The following is an 18078-nucleotide window of genomic DNA, read 5'->3' as shown; positions in this document are numbered from 1 at the left end:
GCGGATGCGGCGCATATTGCTGGCCGGCCTGGTGCTGGCCGCCGGCGCGGCCGGCCCGGTCCGCGCCGATACCCTGCGCGAGACGTTCGCCCGCGTCTACGGCAACAACCCCACCCTGCTCGGCGCGCGCGCCAACCTGCGCTCGGTCGACGAGAACTCGGCCATCGCCCGCGCGCAGGGGCTGCCGGACCTCGCCGCGACGGGCAATTACAACGAGTTCCTCAAGCGCTCCGCCAACAGCTTCTCGGCCCCGCGGCGTGCGGCCGGCGGCGCTGTGAACCTGCAGGTGCCGGTCTACAGCGGCGGGCAGGTGCGCAACGGCATCAAGGCGGCCGATGCGCGCGTGGATGCCGGGCGCGGCCAGCTGCGCTCCACCGAGGCCAATCTCTTCAGCGAGACCGTCGCCGCCTATATGGACGTGATCCGCGACCAGTCGATCGTCGAGCTGAACGCCGGCAACGTGCGCGTGCTGGAGACGAACGCCCGCGCCTCGCGCGATCGCTTCGAGGTGGGCGATCTCACGCGCACCGATGTCGCCCAGTCCGACGCGCGGCTGGAGCTCGCCCGCAGCCAGCTGGTGAGCGCGCAGGCGCAGCTGGAGGCGAGCCGCGAGAATTACCTGCGCATCGTCGGCAAGTTCCCGGAGAATCTGGAGCCGCCGCCGCCGCTGCCCGCCTTCCCGCCGAACCCGGACGACGCGGTCGATATTGCCGTGGAGAATAACCCCGCGCTGGAGACGGTCCGCCAGCAGAGCAAGGCGGCCGATTACGACATCGGCGTCGCCCGCTCCCTGCGCCTGCCGCGCATCTCCGCCTTCGCCAATGCCGATTATACCGACTATCTCGGCACGCTTGGCAATTCGTCCGTCGGCGCGGTGTTCGTGCAGAGGGACAAGACGGCCACCGCCGGCGTGCAGGCCTCGCTGCCGCTGTTCCAGGGCGGGGAGCCGGGCGCCCGCGTCCGCCAGGCGCAGGCCGCCAAGAGCGTGGCGCTGGAGAACATCACCGCCACCGAGCGGTCGGTGGTGGCAGACACCCGCACCGCCTACGCCCGCTTCCGCGCGTCGGAGGACGTGATCCGCTCGTCCGAGGTCGCCGTCTCGGCCAACGAGCTGGCGCTGGAGGGCACCCGCGCCGAACAGGGCGTCGGCACGCGCAACCTGCTGGACGTGCTGAACGCGGAGCAGGAACTGCTCAACAGCCGCGTCACGCTCGTCTCGGCGCGGCGCGACGCCTATGTCGCCGGCTTCACCCTGCTCGCCTCGATGGGCAAGGCCGAGGCGCGCGACCTGGGGCTGGACAGCGGGCCGCTCTACGATCCGGACATCAACTATCGCCGCGTCCGCCACCGGATCAATGATTGGGACAGCGACCCCAGGCCGCAGCCGGTCGCCAGCCGCACCGTGGGGCTCACCTCCACCCAGCCCGCCGTCGCGCCGGCGCCGGAGGCCACCCGCGAGGGCACGAAGAACCCCGCCACCACGCCGCCGGTGACGACGCCCGTCACCGCGCCGAAAGCGGCCCCGCCGCCCGCCGGCACCCCCGTGACAAGCCCGCGAAACTGATCGATAAGCATGGACATGGGCGATCTTCGAACCGAACCGTCGATGGAGGAGATCCTCGCCTCCATCAAGCGCATCATCGCCGACGACGGCCTCGCCCTGAACGGCAGCCGGCCGCGACCCCGCGCCGAGCCGGTCGCAGCCGAGCCGGAGCCGGAGCCGGTGCTGGAACTCACCGAACTCGTCCCTCCCGCCGCGCCACCACCGGCGCCTCCGGTCGCCGAGATCGCCGCCACGCCGCCGCCCGCGCGCGAGCAGCCGCGCGCCGCGCCGCTGTCGCCGGCGGCACCGACCCCGCCGCCGGTCGCCGATCCCCTGCCCTCGCTGGTGTCGGAGGACGCCGCTTGCGCCAGCCGCCAGGCGCTCTCCTCCTTGTCGTCGATGGTGCTGCGCACGCCGGGCGCGGACAACACCCTCGACAATCTGGTGCGCGAGCTGCTGCGGCCGATGCTCAAGGAGTGGCTCGACGCCCGCTTGCCCGAGCTCGTCGAGTCGCTGGTGGCGCGCGAGATCGCCCGCATCACCGGCAAGGCGCTGTAGCCGCTTCCGGCCGGATCGCCGCGTCCCGCACCGCAGGCGGGATCGACGTCCGTGCCGCCCGGTCCGCTCACCGGCCGCGCGACGCGCTTCCACCCCGAACGATCACGCTCTAAGACGCGCCCCCATGACCATCGACAAGACCTTCGATCCCGCCGCCATCGAGGCGCGCTGGTACGCCCATTGGGAGGCGGAGGGCCGCTTCCGCCCGGCCCGGCCGGAGGCCGATCCCTATACGATCCTGATCCCGCCGCCGAACGTCACCGGCTCGCTGCACATCGGCCACGCGCTGGACAATACGTTGCAGGACATATTGATCCGTCACGCCCGGCTGCAGGGCAAGGATGCGCTGTGGGTCGTCGGCACCGATCATGCCGGCATCGCCACCCAGATGGTGGTCGAGCGGCAGATGAACGACCGCGGCCAGAAGCGCACCGATCTCACCCGCGACCAGTTCGTCGAACGCGTCTGGGCGTGGAAGGAGGAGAGCGGCGGCACGATCACGCGGCAGCTGCGCCGCCTGGGCGCATCGTGCGACTGGGCGAACGAGCGTTTCACGATGGACCCGGGCTTCTCCAGGGCCGTCGTCAAGGTGTTCGTCGATCTGCACGCCAAGGGGCTGATCTACCGCGACAAGAGGCTGGTGAACTGGGATCCCGGCCTGAAGACCGCCATCTCCGACCTCGAGGTGGAGACGCGGGAGAAACAGGGCAGCTTCTGGCACCTGCGCTACCCGCTGGAGGACGGCTCCGGCCACATCTCCGTCGCGACGACCCGGCCGGAGACGATGCTGGCCGACATGGCGGTGGCGGTGCATCCTGAGGACGAGCGCTACCTGGCGCTGATCGGCCGCAACGTGCGCCTGCCGATCACCGGCCGCCTGATCCCGATCGTCGCGGACGAGCATGCCGATCCGGCGCTCGGCAGCGGCGCGGTGAAGATCACGCCGGGGCACGACTTCAACGATTTCGAGGTGGGCCGGCGCGCGGGCTTCAAGGCGGCCGAGATGCTGAACATGCTCGATGCCGAGGCGCGCATCGTCCAGACCGCCGACGGGCTGATCCCGGAAGCGTATCTCGGCCTGATGGTGGAGGACGCGCGCGAGGCGGTCGTCACCGCGCTGGATGCGGCGGGCGTGCTGGAGAAGGTGGAGCCGCGCGTCATCCAGACGCCCTATGGCGACCGCTCCGGCGTGGTGATCGAACCGTGGCTGACCGACCAATGGTATGTCGACGCCAAGGCGCTGGCCGGCCCGGCGATCGACGCCGTCCGCTCCGGCGACATCCGCGTGGTGCCGGAAAGCTGGAAGAAGACCTGGTATCAGTGGCTGGAGAATATCCAGCCGTGGTGCGTGTCGCGGCAGTTGTGGTGGGGGCACCGCATACCCGCCTGCTTTGGTCCAGAGAGGCCGGCCGTTGCAGCCGCTAATCCCGCTCTCGGCCTTCAACTGAGCGTCAACAACGACCCTGCTCGTGGATCGATCGCGGGAAATATCGGATTCGTTGGCGCGTCAGACGAAGAAATTCGATCGTCTGCATCTCAGTATTACGGCGTGGCGCCCGATCGCATTCAAATCCTTGAACAGGAAGAGATGCATCAAGTCGTAAAAACAATTTGGCCGCCAGATCGTGAGCCCGAGATCACGATCTTCCGTGACCCCGACGTTCTCGACACCTGGTTCTCCTCCGCCCTCTGGCCGTTCGCCACGCTCGGCTGGCCGGGCGGTGGCGAAGAGTCCCTCCCTTTCAAGGGAGGGGTTGGGGTGGGTGACGCCGCTCTCGACAGGCGTCCGGCGTCACCCACCCCCCAGCCCCCTCCCTTGAAAGGGAGGGGGAGCATGCTGTCCCGCCACTATCCCAGCGACGTGCTCGTCTCCGGTTTCGACATCCTGTTCTTCTGGGATGCGCGGATGGCGATGCAGGGGTTCGAGTTCATGGGCGCGAAGCCCTGGAAGACGCTCTACCTCCACGGCCTCGTCCGCGCGCCGGACGGGTCGAAGATGTCGAAGTCGAAGGGCAATACGGTCGATCCGCTCGGCCTGATCGATCGCTACGGCGCGGATGCGCTGCGCTTCACCCTGGCCGCGATAGAGAGCCAGGGGCGCGATATCAAGCTGGATGAGCGGCGCGTGGAGGGGTATCGCAACTTCGCCACCAAGCTGTGGAACGCCGCCCGCTTCGCGCAGTCGAACGGCATCGGCGCCTCGCAGTCGCTGGAGCCGCCGGCGGCGGCCGCGCCGGTCAACCGCTGGATCGTGGCCGAGACGGTGCGGACGGTGCAGGCGCTCGATCTCGCGCTCGCCGACCTGCGCTTCGACGAGGCGGCGAACACGATCTACCAGTTCACCTGGGCCACCTTCTGCGACTGGTATCTGGAGCTGATCAAAGGCGAGATCGGCGAGGAGACGAAGGCCGTCGCCGGCTGGGTGCTCGACCAGATCCTCGTGATGCTCCACCCGTTCATGCCGTTCATCACCGAGGAACTGTGGCACGCCCTGGGCGATCGGCCCTGCGACCTGATCCTCGCCAAATGGCCGATGGCGGACGCGCGCGCGATCGATCCGGCAGCGCAGGCAGAGGTGAACTGGCTCGTCCGCCTCGTCTCGGCCGTGCGCGCCGCCCGCACGGAGCTGAACGTGCCGCCGGGCGCGAAGCTGCCGCTGCACGTGCGCGACGCCTCGGCCGAGACGCGCGCCCGGCTGGAGCGCCAGTCCGCCCCGCTCTCCCGGCTCGCCCGCATCGAGGGGATCAGTGCCGATCCGGCCCCAGTCGGCGGCGCGCTGCAACTGGTGCTGGACGAGGCGACCTACGTGCTGCCGCTGGAGGGCGTGGTGGATTTGGCGGCCGAGCGGTCGCGCCTCGCCAAGACGATCGCGGCGACGACCAGGGAACTCGCCGCCACCACGAAGAAGCTCGACAATCCGAGCTTCGTCGAGCGCGCCAAGCCCGAGGTGGTGGAGGAGAACAGGGAGCGGCTGGTGGCGTTCGCCGCCGAGATCGAGCGGCTGGAGGCGGCGCTCGCCCGACTTGGCTGACCGGGGCTGTCCGCCGACACGGTCTCCAGCGGCGCCGCCACCACCAGCACGCCCCTGGCGACGCGCGCCGTCACCGGCGTGTGCGCCAGCACCTCGCCGTCGATCGAGATCGGCAGCGGCGGATCGGTGACGATGCGCAGCGACCGCCCGTGGAACTCGCGCACGGTGCGCTTGCGCGCGCGCATTTTCAGGAAGCTGGCGCCCCAGCTGTAGATCAGCCGGTGGCGGGCGTTGCCGATCACCGCCTGCACCACGATCTCGCCGCTGTCGAGCTCGGCATCCTCCACCAGCTCGGTGCCGCCATGATAGGCGCCGTTGGCGATCCGCACCTCCAGCGCGTCGATCGTCTCGGCATCCGGCCCCTCGCCCACCGTCAGCCGGAACGGGCGGAAGCGGGTGAGCTGGAACGCCGCCCAGCCGAGATAGCCGATCCGCCCCAGCATCTTCTTCAGCCCGTGCGGCACCGTCTCGGCGATCAGCGGCGATATGCCCACCGCCGCGCAATTGGCGAAATAGTCGCCGTCGATCATGCCCAGATCGATGCGGCGCGGCCGGCCGTTGGCGATCACGTCGATCGCCCCGTCCAGATCCAGCGAGATGCCGAGCCCGCGCGCGAAGCTGTTGGCGGTGCCCAGCGGCAGCAGGGCGAACACGCAATCATGCCCGACGAAATAGTCGACCGATGAGGAGAGCGAGCCGTCGCCACCGCCGACGATCACCATCGGCGCGCCACTCTCCACCGCCCGCCGCACATATTCGCCGAGCCGCTTGGGATCGCGCACCGCATGGGATGAATCGATCGTCACGCCGGCGGCGCGCAGCTTGGCGCAGGCCTGTCGGTAGGTCTCGCGCCCCTTTCGCGACTGCGCATTGACGACGAGCGTGGCGGAGCGCGGCAGGGTGTCCATGCCGGCTGAACGTCGTTTCGCGTGTTTCGGGTGCATCACGCCTTTTCCGCCTCTACGAACATGCCATGGACGCCACTATCCGCCATCTTTTCACCCGCATCGCGCCGGATGGCACCCGCATGCCCCAGGATCGCGCGCTGGCCGTCGAGGCGCCGGTCGCGATCGAGTTGAACGGGCTCGGCTATGCCGTGATGATGGCAACGCCGGCCGACCTCACCGATTTCGCCTACGGCTTTGCCCATGCCGAGCGACTGATCGATGACGCGGCCGACTGCCTGGATGTGGCGACGCATGACGCCGCCGGCGGACTGATCCTGCGCGTCACGCTCGCCCCGTCACGCGTCGACCGCGTCGTCGATCGCGTCCGCCACCGCGTGTCCGAATCCTCGTGCGGCCTGTGCGGGCTGGAGAATCTGGAGCAGGCGCTGCGCCCCCTCCCCGCCGTCACCGTCGCCTGCACAGCGCCGGACGCGGCGATCTTCGCCGCGCTCGGGGCCTTGCGCGATCACCAGCCGCTGAACCGCGCCACCGGCGCCACCCACGCCGCCGCGCTCTGCGGCGCGGACGGCACGATCCGCCTGGCGCGCGAGGATGTCGGCCGGCACAACGCGTTCGACAAGCTGATCGGCGCGATGCTGCGGCAGGGCATCGGCTGGGATGGCGGCTTCGCCCTGCTCTCGTCGCGCTGCTCGTTCGAGCTGGTGGAGAAGGCGGTGCTGGCCGGATGTCCGATGCTGGCCACCGTCTCCGCCCCCACCAGCCTCGCGATCGACCGGGCGGCGGCGGCGGGGCTGCGGCTGGTGGCGCTGGCCCGCCCGGATGCCGCACTGGATGCGGGCCGGCAGGCAGGCTAAGCCCGCCTTGGCCAGAGAGGACCGCCCCGGAGAGTATCGACGATGACCAGTTTTCCCGCCCTCCGCATGCGCCGCGCGCGCGCCGCCGGCTGGAGCCGCGCGATGGTGGCGGAGACCAGCCTCTCGCCGGCCAACCTGATCTGGCCGCTGTTCATCACCGAGGGCGTCGGCGTCGAGGATCCCGTCGTCATGCTGCCGGGCGTGTCGCGCTGGTCGGTCGATCTGGTGGTGGCGCGCGCGCGGGAGGCCGCGGCGCTCGGCATACCCTGCCTCGCCTTCTTCCCCAACACGCCGCGCGCGCTGCGCACCGAAGACGGCCGCGAGGCGCTGAACCCGGACAATCTGATGTGCCGCGCCATCCGCGCGGTGAAGGATGCGGTGCCGGAGATCGGCATCCTGACCGACGTGGCGCTCGATCCTTATACCAGCCACGCGCATGACGGGCTGACGGACGCCCGCGGCTATGTTCTGAACGACGAGACGACCGAGCAGCTCGTCCTCCAGGCGCTCGTCCAGGCGCGCGCCGGGGCGGACATCGTCGCACCCTCCGACATGATGGACGGCCGCGTCGCCGCGATCCGCGCCGCGCTGGAGGGCGAGGGCTATCGGAACGTGCAGATCATGGCCTATGCCGCCAAATACGCCTCCGCCTTCTACGGCCCGTTCCGCGACGCGGTGGGCTCCGGCGGGCTGCTGAAGGGCGACAAGCGCGGCTACCAGATGGACCCGGCCAATGGCGAGGAGGCGCTGCGCGAGGTGGCGCTGGACCTAGCCGAAGGGGCGGACAGCGTGATGGTGAAGCCCGGCCTGCCCTATCTCGACATCGTCCGCCGCGTGAAGGAGCGGTTCGCGGTGCCGGTGTTCGCCTATCAGGTGAGCGGCGAATATGCGATGATCGAGGCGGCGGTCGCGGCCGGCGCCGCCGATCGCGACGCGATCGCGCTGGAGACGCTGACCGCGTTCCGCCGCGCCGGCTGCTCCGGCGTGCTGACCTATCACGCGCTGCATATCGCCCGGCTGCTGGCGTGATCGCCGAGACGCCGCGCCTGATCCTGCGCGAATGGCGCGAGGACGATCGCGACTGGGCGGCGGCGCAATCGGCCTGCCCGATCGTGATGGAGCATCTCGGCGGCCCGCAGGATCGCGCCGCCAGCGACGCCCGCATCGATCGCATGATCGCCCTGCAGGCGCAGCGCGGCCACGGCTTCTGGGTGATCGAGCGCAAGGCCGACGGCGTGGCGATCGGCACCTGCGGGCTGAAGCTGATCGATGCCGTGGGCGCGCCGCTGCAGGGAGAGCTGGAGATCGGCTGGCGCATCGCCCGCGAGACATGGGGCCAGGGCTATGCCCGCGAGGCCGCCGCCGCCTCGCTGGATTTCGCCTTCCGCCGTCTCGACGCGGAACGGATCGTGTCGATCACCAGCGAGCGCAACCGCGCCTCCTGGGGGCTGATGGAGCGACTGGGCCTGACCCGCCGCCACGCGCTCGACTTCCACGACGCGCGCTTCCCGCCCGAGGATAATCCGACGATCGTCTACGTGATCGAGAGGGCCGCATGGACGGCGTGACGATCCTGCCGTTCGAGGGCGCCCGGCCGGCGATCGACGCGACCGCCTTCGTCGCCCCCGGCACCCGCATCATCGGCGACGTGCGGATCGGGGCGGAGGCGAGCATCTGGTACAATTGCGTGCTGCGCGGCGACGTGGATGCGATCGCGATCGGCCCGCGCAGCAACATCCAGGACGGCAGCGTCGTCCATGTCACGACGAAGCGCTGGTCCACCGTGATCGGCGCCGACTGCCTGATCGGCCACCTCGCGATGATCCACGGCTGCACGCTGCACGACCGCAGCTTCGTGGGGCTCGGCGCGATCGTGATGGACGGGTGCGAGATCGCGGAGGACGGGATGCTCGCCGCCGGCGCGCTGCTGACGCCGGGCAAGCGCATCGGCGCGGGGCAGATGTGGGCCGGCCGCCCGGCCAAACATGTCCGCGATCTGACGCCGGAGGAGATGGCGCACCACCGGGACGGGGTTGCCCGCTACGTCGCTTTGGCGCGGCGCCACAGGGCGGAGATCGCGGCCGCCGGGCCGGTCAGCGCCGGCAGCCGCCTTCCCTGAGATCGTCGAGCCGGGCCGCCTGGGCCGCGTCCAGCGCGCCGGCGGTGCGCGCGGCATCGGTCAGCGGCGAGAGATCGACCGGGCGGGGGCTGTCCTCCGCCAGCCGCGCCTGATCCAGCACCAGCGTGTTGAGATCGTCCAGCGCCGCCGTGGTCGGCGTGCGCGCCGCCTCGATCGCGGAGAGCGCCTGCTGCGCCGCCACCCACGCCTCGCCGCCTTGCGCCGCGCCGCGCCCGCGATCGATCGCCGCGCAGCCGCCGTCCACCGCCGTCGCGAACGCGGCATCGCCGCTCCGCGCCTGCGCGACCAGCGTGGCCGCCTGCGCCAGCAGCGCCGGATCGAGCGCCGCAGGCGCGGTGGCGGCGGCGGGCGCCGCATTCCCCTGCTCGATCGCGCGCGGCGCCAGCGAGGGGTAGGAGGCGACGCTGCCGGCGCATCCGGCGAGCAGCAGCACCGCCGTCAGCGCGCACGGCAGCAGTGTGGCGGGGCGGTTCATGCGGCGGCTCTAGGCCGTCACATTAATGACCGCAACGGGGTTGCGCCGATCCCCGCCGCCGACTAGAGACGCCTTCCAACGCGCCCGTAGCTCAGCTGGATAGAGCATCAGACTACGAATCTGAGGGTCGGACGTTCGAATCGTTCCGGGCGCGCCACTCCTCCCGACCCTGTCGCGGCAGGCCGGGCGGAACGGCGTCGGCCAGCCCGTCGCCACGCGCGCGGGTGTAGCATAGTGGTAATGCACTAGCCTTCCAAGCTAGCTAGGAGGGTTCGATTCCCTTCACCCGCTCCACTATCCCGATCACACCGTCACGGCGCCGGACCGTCCCGCGTTCGTCGCAATGCAGGTCAGGCATGCCGGCCGCCGCGGGTCGCAAGTGCGGCGGCCGGCATACCTCTCGCCACAGGGCGAGCCGGGGCGCTGGCCTGCCGGTGCGGCGGGCGCGCGAAGACGAGGCAGCGGCGTAACCTTGCCGCGCGCGCCCGACACCTCTCGGATCCGAGGGGATTTTCTTCGATCGTCTCTTTTTGGACATCACGCGGGTGGATGACATCCAGCGCCGGTTCGGCTTGAATATCGCGCGGAGGTCGATCGATGCTGCGTGACGTGTTTGCCCTGGCCGAGCGGGCGATCGCCGCCAACACCGCATCCGGCGTGGCGGAGGCGTTCGCCGCCGATCTCGCGACGCGCGGCGCCAGCTACGTGCAGGTCAGGCTGTACCAGCGCCCCGAGGGCCGGCTGACCTCGGCGGCGCACTGGCGCGCGGGCGGCGTGCTGGTGCGGCAGGCGGCGGCGGGGTGGATCGGCAGCAGCGGCTTCGATTACATATGCTTCGAGCAGAACCCGCTGCTGGAGCCGATCAGACGCGGCCTGACGCGCTACCGCTTCTCCGATTTCGCGCCGCACGGCAGCCGCCGCTTCGCCGACTATTGGAGCGCCTTCACCGCCGCGCGCTTGGCGGACGGGATCTGCGCCACGGCTTACGGTCGGGACGAGATGATCGCATCGATCCACATCGGCGTTCCGACGCTGGATATCGCGCCGGCGCTGGTCGAGGCGATGTCGCTGGCCGGCGGCATCGTCGCGGAACGGCTGATGCCGCTGGCCGCCCCGCCCCGCCCCCGCACGCCATCCGGCCTCAGCGCGCGGGAGCGGGACGCGCTGGCCTTCGTGGCGGAGGGAAAGACGGACTGGGAGATCGGCGGCATCCTGGGCATCTCGGAGACCACCGCCCGCTTCCATGTGGACAATGCCCGCCGCAAGCTGAAGGCGGTGAACCGCAGCCACGCCGTCACCCGCTTCATCGCCGAGCATGGCCCGCTCTGACGCGGCCGCACGCTCACTCCGCCAGCGCGGCGGCCAGCCAGTCGGGCACGATCGCACCCTCCAGCGCGTCCACCCGGCGATGCTCCACCGCCAGCCCCAGATCGGGGTAGAGGATGCGCGTGCGCTCGCCCGCCTCGCGCGTCGGCACCACCACCAGGCGGCGGTTCACCTTGGATCGGTGATGCATCCGCGCGGTATTCTCCTGCCCCACATAGCAGCCCTTGGTGAAGCTCACCCCGTTCAGCTCGCGCGCGTTCGCCTCCAGCCACAGCGTCTTGTCGCTGCCGAGTTCGTCCACGCCCTCCGCCACGCCGAGCCGCAGGCGATGCGCGCGCCACCCCTCCGCGGCCTCGCCCGGCGGCGCGAGCCAGCGACGGCCGAGCGCCGGCAGCCGCGGATCGGCGACGCCCGCCTCCCCTGCCGCAGCCCAATGCACCGCCAGCGCCGGATCGCGCGCGATCGCGATCGGACGGCGCAGGCGATAGAGCGTCAGCCGCCGCGCCAGCGCCTCGGCCTGCCCCGCCTCGCAGTCGATCAGCACGTCGGCGCCGTCCGCCCACAGGATGAAGTCGAACAGCGCCTTGCCCTGCGGCGTCAGCAGCCCGGCCCAGGCCGGCAGCGGCCCGGCCGCGTCGTTGGTCAGCAGGCCTTGCAGGAAGCCGCGCACATCCTCCCCCGAGAGGCGGAGGACGGCGCGATCGATCAGGGTGGTTCCGCTCATCGCCAACAGGTAGGGAACGGTGGGCTTCGAGGAAAGCGGCGATGACGACCTACGATCTGATCCTGAAGAACGGCAGCGTCTGGACACCGGGCGGCCCCACCGAGACCAGCATCGGCGTGCGCGACGGCCGCATCGCCGGCCTGGGCGTAGCGGGCGACGCCGGCGAGACGATCGACTGCGCCGGCCTCACCATCCTGCCCGGCGTGATCGACAGCCAGGTGCACTTCCGCGAGCCCGGGCTGGAGGCGAAGGAGGATCTGGAGAGCGGCAGCCGCGCGGCGGTGCTGGGCGGCGTGACCGCCGTGTTCGAAATGCCGAACACCAAGCCGAACACCGATAGCGCCGCCGCCGTGGCGGACAAGCTGGCCCGCGCCGCCGGGCGGATGTGGTGCGATCACGCCTTCTACGTCGGCGCCACCAACGCCAATGCGGCCGATCTGGCGGAGCTGGAGCGGATGCCCGGCACGGCCGGCGTCAAGATCTTCATGGGCGCCTCCACCGGCGACCTGCTCGTCTCGGAGGATGCGCAGCTGGCCCGCGTGCTCGCATCCGGCACCCGCCGCGTTGCGATCCACGCCGAGGACGAGGCGCGGATGAACGCGCGGGCAGACCTGCGCGTGGCCGGAGACCCCGCCTCCCACCCCGTCTGGCGCGACGACGAGAGCGCGATGCTGGCGACGCGGCGGATCATCGCGCTGGCCCGTGCCGCCGGCCGCCGCATCCACATCCTCCACGTCACCACGCCCGCCGAGCTGGAATATATCGCCGGCCACAAGGATATCGCCACCTGCGAGGTGACGCCGCAGCACCTGACCCTGGCGGGCGAGGATGCCTATCCGCGCCTCGGCAGCTTCGCCCAGATGAACCCGCCGATCCGCTCCGCCGCGCATCGCGACGGCCTGTGGCGCTGGCTGAACCAGGGCGTGCCGGACGTGCTCGGTTCCGATCACGCGCCGCACCTGCGCGACGAGAAGGCCAGGGAGTATCCCGCCTCCCCCTCCGGCATGCCGGGCGTGCAGACGCTGCTGCCGCTGATGCTCGATCATGTCGCCCACGGCCGGCTGACGATGCAGCGGCTGATCGAGCTGACCTCGTCCGGCCCGCAGCGCGTGTTCGGCCTCGTCACCAAGGGCCGCATTGCCGCCGGCTACGACGCCGATTTCTCGATCGTCGATCCGGCCGCCCGTTGGACGGTGGAGGAAGGCTGGCTGGCGTCGAAGTGCGGCTGGTCGCCGTTCACCGGCATGACGCTGACGGGGCGGCCGATCGGCACCATCATCCGCGGCAGGCGGGTGATGTGGGAGGGGCAGCTGGCCGACGCGGCCAGCGGCCGGCCGGTGCGGTTCGAGAGCACCTACGCACCCGCCTGAGCGCGAGGGAGGGAGGCGTCACGCCGATCCAAGACGGTCGCCGCCGTGGCTTCACCCGGCCGTCAGAACGGCATCCACTTCGATTCCTCGCTGAACTTCAGATAGCCGATGTTCGCGCCGAGCCGCCAGCCGACGCCGAGACGGATCGGGATCAGCACGACGTCCTTGCGCCGCAGGTAGCTCGCCGTGAAGCCGCCGATGAAATAGGCCGCTCCCTCCGCCGCCGGGAAGCGGTGGAACAGATCCTGGCTGTCGTACAGATTGTAGACGAGGATGAAGCTTTTCGCGCCGTTGCCGCCCACGTCGAAGCCCAGCGACGGCCCGGTCCAGTAGACCGGCCGGTCACCCTCGATCTTGTGGTGCATCACGCCCGATCCGTAGCGTAGGCCGACGGCGAACGCGCCGCCGGCCTCGCGCCCGGCGATATAGGCGTTGGGCTCGCCCTGATCCTTCAGGATTTTCTCGACGATCTTGGCAAGACCTTCCGCGCCCTTGCCGAACACGCCTTCGGCGGCGTCCATCACGTCGCCCTGCTGGTAGGTGGCGCCGGTGGCGGCCGGCGTGGCGGCGGGCGCCGTCACCGGATGGCTGTCGTCGCTGGAGCTTGACGGGCTGCCGGGCAGCACGGCGCCGCCGGACGGCGCCGCCGTCGCGCCGGTGGCGCCCGAGCCGTAGGTCGCGTCGCCCGACGGCACGGGCGCGAGATCGCCCTGCATCGCGGCCGAGGGATCCACCGTCCGCACCTGCGCCGCCACCGGCGCGCCGGCGAACGCCGCCGCCAGCATCGCGATCGCCGCCACCCGGATGCCCACTCCGCCAATCACCATCGCCCGCGCATCCCCCAGCCTTGAACCGCACCATAAGCCGGCCGACGCTGTCGCTGCAATGAACACGCCCGCGGGCCAATGCCGAACGCGCCCGGAAAAGGCCGCGAACGGGCCGTTGATCCGCCACGCCTTGCCCGCTATAGCCACCCTCCGATGCCGACCCGGAGACGTGGGTGAGTGGCTGAAACCAACGCTTTGCTAAAGCGTCGTACGGGAGACCGTACCGAGGGTTCGAATCCCTCCGTCTCCGCCAGCCGCCGCTAGTAGCGTACTGTTTTTAAATATAAAATTGACGCTGCGGAAAGCGGCCCCACTTATGGCCCTACTTGCCTTCGGTGTTTAGCGGGCGATTGACTGCCACGGATCGTGATCCGCGACAGAGGTAGGTCGAAATCGACCAAGTTGCGATCCGCTCCCCCCCCCGGAAACCCGAATCATCCGATCGGAAAGGTCGGATTGCGGTTCACGGCGTCATCCCCGCAGTTAGAGATTTCATCAAAGCCTATGCGGGAGCCCCAGGGGGTAAGTGTCTGACCTGTCATGCCAATTCCCGTCAACACGCTCCAGCCACGATCGCTTTACCCCGTAACACTGTGCTAGGCAGCGTGGACAAAATTGGAGCCAGTATCTGGCAGTGGCGAGGTGGACCATGCCGAGGAAGCTGCTGGCGAGTTGGTCATAGCGGGTGGCGATGGCGCGGTTGATTTTGAGGTGGCCGAACATGCGCTCGATGCGGTTGCGCTGCTTGTAGAGCGCGCGGTCATGCTCGATCTTTACCCGGCGGTTTGAGCGGCCGGGCAGGACGATCAGGGCACCACACGCCTTGCAGTCTGCCGCCTCGCCGCCGGTCAGGTGGAAGGCGAGCGGTCGTCCGAGGGCATCAGCCAGGCAGTGAAGCTTACTGGTGAACCCGCCCCGCGAGTGGCCAAGAGCGCGTCGATGAGCTCCCCTTTTCCGCCCGCTGCCGAGACGTGGGCGCGAACGGTGGTGCTGTCGATGCTGTCGTGGCCGGTGTCGGCCATGATCTCGGCCAGCGTCACTGCGACGATCTCCCAGACCCCGGCTTCGCTCCATCGTCGGAACCGACGATAGATGGTGCTCCAGCTCCCATATTTGGGCGGCACATCACGCCACGGCCTCCCGCACCGGCGAGTTCTCAGCCGATGAGACGATGCTTGATCGCTTGGTGCGGATGCAGCACTTCGGCTCGCCGACAAGGTTGATGGACGTGTCGCAAAATCCCTTAGTTGCGCTATGTTTTGCTACGGACCCCGGCCCTGAAGGCGAAGAGAGCGACGGTGCCTTTACCGCCTTTGCCATACCTGAAGCGCGCGAGAAATACTTCGACAGTGACTCAATGAGTTGTCTCCCAAATCTTGCTAACATGACGGCTATTGAGAAGGACCGCATAATTCGGCTTCGTCAATTGCGTTTGAAGGGGACAACAAAAAAGGCGGAGATTGATCGGTTTAACAATACCAATGCCTACAAAAGGCTTCATCAGTCTATCATGATAGAAATAACATATTTTGTCCAGATATAGAAATATTAGCCTTTTTAACCATACTACGTTCATCCAAAAATAAGAAATCGTCAAATACCAGCCCAAGCTTGCGGATTTATTATTCACTGCCTTGTACCCTCTCACAAAATTAACTTTGCGTATCCCATCGAAAAGACAGTTTTTTGTGATTTCGAAGGATGCGAAAGCCGAATTCCGAAAGGCGTTGGAGCTTTTAGGCGTATCGAACAGCACATTGTTTCCGGAGCTTGATCGCGCCGCCAATCGCATTGCGAAGAGCTATTCAGCGTAAGGCGCCGCCCTTGTAGCCGAGCCTTGAAATCAGACGGCTCACCAGCCGTCCGCTGTTCCGCCACAAGCTCGCGAAGGTGTGCCAGCTCAGCTCCGAGCGCCGGCCGCCTTCCGCCTTTGTCGGCGTTGCGGCTGGCGCGTGCCTTCCCATCCGCCGCCTGCGGCCCCGTCGATCGCTCCCACGGCATCCAGCGTCGAATCGCTGCCGGTTGCTGCGCCCGTCGTTCTGAGCTCCAGCCGTTGCCATGCTCCGTCTAGAATAGTTCGTTCGGCTGGCTTGCTTGGTTGCTCGCGGGCGAGGTGCTCACGCCGTTGTTCACCTGTTGTGGTCCGTTCGCGATGTTGGCCTGCCGCGGCCTCTCGCCCCCTAGCGACGCCCCCGCCGAGAAACATCTTTGTTAAATCCGATTTTACGGTATCCGCTGGATCATGCGGGCGCGCTCCGATCGCGCCCAGGGAGGAAGCCGGCGCGCACCGGACCGAACAGTCGGAAAGCGGATGAAGTGATCAAGGTCGTATTCTGCTGTTTCACCTACCGCTGCCTGATGAACTATCACCCGCTGCTGCGACGGATAGAGAATGACGGGGGCGAGGTGTCCCTCGTCACCTTCCCCCGCCTGTGCGATCCCGACCATCGCGGCCTCTACGACACGTCCTTCGCGGTGCGCTCAAGCTACCCGATCGATCGCTCGGGGGCGCTGATCGGCGGAACGCTGGACCAGATCGCCGGGGATATCGGCAGTCCCGACATCCTCATGCTCGGCACGTGCAATCTGGGGCCGGAGCGGGTGATCGGCGGGATGACCGGCGCCGGCATCGTGATCGGCCTGCAGCACGGCTTCTATCAGGATTGGGAGGATTACGAGCATAATCCGGCCCTGCCCACCATCGGCATCTTCGGCAGCGGTTTCGCCGCCAGGGTCGCCAAGCCGCGCGTCGTGCTCGGCCTGCCGAAGCTCGATCTGGTGCCGCGTCTGGAGCGCAATCCGGACGGGGACATCCTGTATGCCGGCCAATATTCGAACCATCATGAGCAGCTTCGCACCTGCCTGGCCGATCTTCAGCGGTCTTCCGGCAAGCGGGTCGTCGTCCGTCCCCATCCCGAGGGCCGCGAGCATCTCGACATGCTCCGCCCGGACTTCGAGTTCCTCGATCCGGAACAGCCGCTGGCCGATGCGATGGGCCGCGCCGCGCTCCTCCTCACCACGGGCAGCACCGTGGTGCTTGAGGCGATGGTCGCCGACGTGCCCGTCGTGGTGCTGCCGGATTGCCACGGCCTGCTCTACGAACCGGCCGGCATCGTCGCGCGGGAGATCGGCGCCGCCGCCGTGACCGACGTCTGGAACGCCGCGCCGGGCCGCGAATTCTCGACCCGGCAGTTCCTCCGCGACTATAGCGGCTCGGACGCGAACGATCGCACCGATCGCGCCTATGCCGCCCTGCTCGATCTGGTGCACGCGCGGCAGGCATGACACGTCGTCCTGAACAGGACGCGCGCGGTTCTTCAGTCTACGGGATGGCCGCCACCACAAGGCAATTGTCGTACACGTTGGCGGGGTGGCTGATGTCGATCGACATGCCCGGCAGGCCCCGCTCCGCGATCATCGCCAGATAGGCCGCCACGTCGCCCCGCGCCACGTCCTCGACGATATAGTAGCCGCCGCTCTTCACCCGCCCGATCGATTGGGCGAGCGTCAGGCGGGCGGCGTCGAACGTGTGCAGCCCGTCGTCCAGGAAGAAGTCGAACTCCACGCCCGGAAGCTCGGCCCACAGATCGTCGAACGTGCCGGCGTCGCACTGGTCGACGAAGAAGGTGCGGATGCGGTCCTCCGCGAACAGCACGCGCCGGTCCACATCGGCGCCATAGACGGATGCGGCGGGAAAATAGTCGCGCCAGGCGCGCAGCGATGCGCCGGGGCTGCCATGCGCCCCCATGTTCGACGGCGTATCCTCGTTGTTGGTGCCGAGGCCGACTTCGAACAGGGCCGAGAGCGTCTCCCGCCGGTCGAGGAACAGCGCCTGGTAGAAGGGGGTGTAGGTGTGCCAGCCGACGCCCTTGTCGCTGCCGTGGCGCGACATGAGCCGGCAGAGATCGGTCGCCCACACGGAATGGCGGCGGGTGGTGAGATAATGGTCCACCGCGCGCCGGAAGACGTCCTCCCCGCCGTTGCAATAGTGTATGTCCGCCAGCGGCGCGCGTGCCGGATCGGTGGCGGGGATTCTCGGCGCGATCTTCTCGGTATAGGTCAGTTGCGCCGCCATGCCGGCCGCCCGCCCGATCGAGAAGAACATGTCGCCGCCCTCGATCGGTATGGCGATCGCGGCCTCCGTCTCCACGAAGCCCGGCAGGCACGCTTCCGGCTTCGCATCCATCTCGACGACCCACATGTCGTCCCACAGCCGCGTCGCGCCCCACTTGCGCAACTCGCTGCGCGCGGCCTCGGCATGCCGCTCCAGCCTGCCGGAGAAACTCACGAGATAGAGGGTCATCGCAGGGTGCCTTCCCGGC

Annotated in this window: 15 protein-coding genes, 3 tRNA genes and 2 pseudogenes; 14 read left to right on the top strand and 6 right to left on the bottom strand. The window is 69.0% G+C overall.

Annotated features, from left to right (window positions below; genetic code table 11):
• Window positions 1–4: 4 nt before the first annotated feature.
• The 3 genes from GNT64_RS00985 to GNT64_RS00975 all read left to right on the top strand — a co-directional run bounded on the left by GNT64_RS00985 (window position 5) and on the right by GNT64_RS00975 (window position 5132).
• Window positions 5–1564 (top strand): TolC family outer membrane protein, encoded by a 1560-nt coding sequence (locus tag GNT64_RS00985; protein ID WP_156677832.1) that lies wholly within the window; start codon window positions 5–7, stop codon window positions 1562–1564.
• Between the two features lie 15 nt (window positions 1565–1579).
• Entirely contained in the window at window positions 1580–2101 is a 522-nt protein-coding gene (locus GNT64_RS00980) for a PopZ family protein (RefSeq protein WP_156677831.1), read from the top strand.
• A gap of 124 nt (window positions 2102–2225) precedes the next feature.
• On the top strand, window positions 2226–5132 hold the full coding sequence (locus tag GNT64_RS00975) for a valine--tRNA ligase (protein ID WP_156677830.1): 2907 nt from the start codon (window positions 2226–2228) through the stop codon (window positions 5130–5132).
• Between the two features lie 47 nt (window positions 5133–5179).
• On the opposite strand, the pseudogene GNT64_RS00970 reads toward GNT64_RS00975, so the two are convergent.
• Window positions 5180–6040, bottom strand: a pseudogene (locus GNT64_RS00970) (diacylglycerol/lipid kinase family protein); the annotation flags it as partial.
• A gap of 65 nt (window positions 6041–6105) precedes the next feature.
• Here GNT64_RS00970 and fdhD point away from each other — a divergent pair.
• From fdhD to GNT64_RS00950, 4 genes are read left to right on the top strand one after another with little or no spacing between them, the layout of a single operon-like run.
• Window positions 6106–6894 carry a formate dehydrogenase accessory sulfurtransferase FdhD gene (gene fdhD, locus GNT64_RS00965; RefSeq protein WP_156677829.1) on the top strand — a complete coding sequence of 263 codons (789 nt, stop codon included), beginning with the start codon at window positions 6106–6108 and terminating at the stop codon, window positions 6892–6894.
• 42 nt (window positions 6895–6936) lie between these two features.
• Window positions 6937–7923 (top strand): porphobilinogen synthase, encoded by a 987-nt coding sequence (gene hemB, locus GNT64_RS00960; protein ID WP_156677828.1) that lies wholly within the window; start codon window positions 6937–6939, stop codon window positions 7921–7923.
• Window positions 7920–8462: a GNAT family N-acetyltransferase gene (locus tag GNT64_RS00955; RefSeq protein WP_338420397.1), complete on the top strand. Its 543-nt coding sequence runs from the start codon at window positions 7920–7922 to the stop codon at window positions 8460–8462. The genes hemB and GNT64_RS00955 overlap by 4 nt, the downstream gene beginning before the upstream one ends.
• Complete coding sequence (locus tag GNT64_RS00950) at window positions 8450–9013, top strand: gamma carbonic anhydrase family protein (RefSeq protein ID WP_156677827.1); 564 nt, start codon at window positions 8450–8452, stop codon at window positions 9011–9013. Before GNT64_RS00955 ends, GNT64_RS00950 begins: the two co-directional genes overlap by 13 nt.
• Here the strand turns inward: GNT64_RS00950 and GNT64_RS00945 are convergent.
• Window positions 8988–9509, bottom strand: coding sequence for a hypothetical protein (locus GNT64_RS00945; protein ID WP_156677826.1), 522 nt, complete (start codon window positions 9507–9509; stop codon window positions 8988–8990). The genes GNT64_RS00950 and GNT64_RS00945 overlap by 26 nt on opposite strands.
• 80 nt (window positions 9510–9589) lie before the next feature.
• Between GNT64_RS00945 and GNT64_RS00940 the strand changes: the two genes are divergently transcribed.
• From GNT64_RS00940 to GNT64_RS00930, 3 genes are all read left to right on the top strand, one after another.
• Window positions 9590–9666: transfer RNA gene (locus tag GNT64_RS00940), tRNA-Arg, on the top strand.
• 63 nt (window positions 9667–9729) lie between these two features.
• A tRNA-Gly gene (locus GNT64_RS00935) sits at window positions 9730–9803 on the top strand.
• Between the two features lie 303 nt (window positions 9804–10106).
• On the top strand, window positions 10107–10838 hold the full coding sequence (locus tag GNT64_RS00930; protein ID WP_156677825.1) for a helix-turn-helix transcriptional regulator: 732 nt from the start codon (window positions 10107–10109) through the stop codon (window positions 10836–10838).
• 13 nt (window positions 10839–10851) lie between these two features.
• Here the strand turns inward: GNT64_RS00930 and ygfZ are convergent, their stop codons facing one another.
• Window positions 10852–11559: a CAF17-like 4Fe-4S cluster assembly/insertion protein YgfZ gene (ygfZ, locus tag GNT64_RS00925; RefSeq protein ID WP_156677824.1), complete on the bottom strand. Its 708-nt coding sequence runs from the start codon at window positions 11557–11559 to the stop codon at window positions 10852–10854.
• Between the two features lie 41 nt (window positions 11560–11600).
• Between ygfZ and GNT64_RS00920 the strand changes: the two genes are divergently transcribed.
• Window positions 11601–12929, top strand: a complete 1329-nt coding sequence (locus tag GNT64_RS00920; RefSeq protein ID WP_156677823.1) for a dihydroorotase — start codon at window positions 11601–11603, stop codon at window positions 12927–12929.
• Between the two features lie 62 nt (window positions 12930–12991).
• Here the strand turns inward: GNT64_RS00920 and GNT64_RS00915 are convergent, their stop codons facing one another.
• Window positions 12992–13756: a DUF1134 domain-containing protein gene (locus tag GNT64_RS00915; RefSeq protein WP_156677822.1), complete on the bottom strand. Its 765-nt coding sequence runs from the start codon at window positions 13754–13756 to the stop codon at window positions 12992–12994.
• A 163-nt stretch (window positions 13757–13919) separates the two neighbouring features.
• Here GNT64_RS00915 and GNT64_RS00910 point away from each other — a divergent pair.
• Window positions 13920–14009 (top strand) — tRNA-Ser (locus GNT64_RS00910).
• Window positions 14010–14374: 365 nt separating this feature from the next.
• Here the strand turns inward: GNT64_RS00910 and GNT64_RS22250 are convergent.
• Window positions 14375–14973: pseudogene (locus tag GNT64_RS22250) on the bottom strand (IS5 family transposase); the annotation flags it as partial.
• On the opposite strand from GNT64_RS22250, the gene GNT64_RS00895 reads away from it, so the two are divergent.
• Window positions 14949–15299 (top strand): FRG domain-containing protein, encoded by a 351-nt coding sequence (locus tag GNT64_RS00895; RefSeq protein ID WP_231639168.1) that lies wholly within the window; start codon window positions 14949–14951, stop codon window positions 15297–15299. The pseudogene GNT64_RS22250 and the gene GNT64_RS00895 overlap by 25 nt on opposite strands.
• Before the next feature lie 815 nt (window positions 15300–16114).
• Window positions 16115–17041 (top strand): hypothetical protein, encoded by a 927-nt coding sequence (locus GNT64_RS00890; protein WP_156677819.1) that lies wholly within the window; start codon window positions 16115–16117, stop codon window positions 17039–17041.
• A gap of 37 nt (window positions 17042–17078) precedes the next feature.
• Here GNT64_RS00890 and GNT64_RS00885 read toward each other — a convergent pair whose 3' ends face one another.
• Entirely contained in the window at window positions 17079–18059 is a 981-nt protein-coding gene (locus GNT64_RS00885) for a class I SAM-dependent methyltransferase (protein ID WP_156677818.1), read from the bottom strand.
• Window positions 18060–18078 lie beyond the last annotated feature (19 nt).

This window comes from Sphingomonas profundi, assembly GCF_009739515.1.
GTDB classification, from domain to species: Bacteria; Pseudomonadota; Alphaproteobacteria; order Sphingomonadales; family Sphingomonadaceae; genus Alterirhizorhabdus; species Alterirhizorhabdus profundi.
The sequence above is the reverse complement of the archived record's forward strand: the minus strand, read 5'-3'. Positions and strand labels throughout refer to the sequence as shown.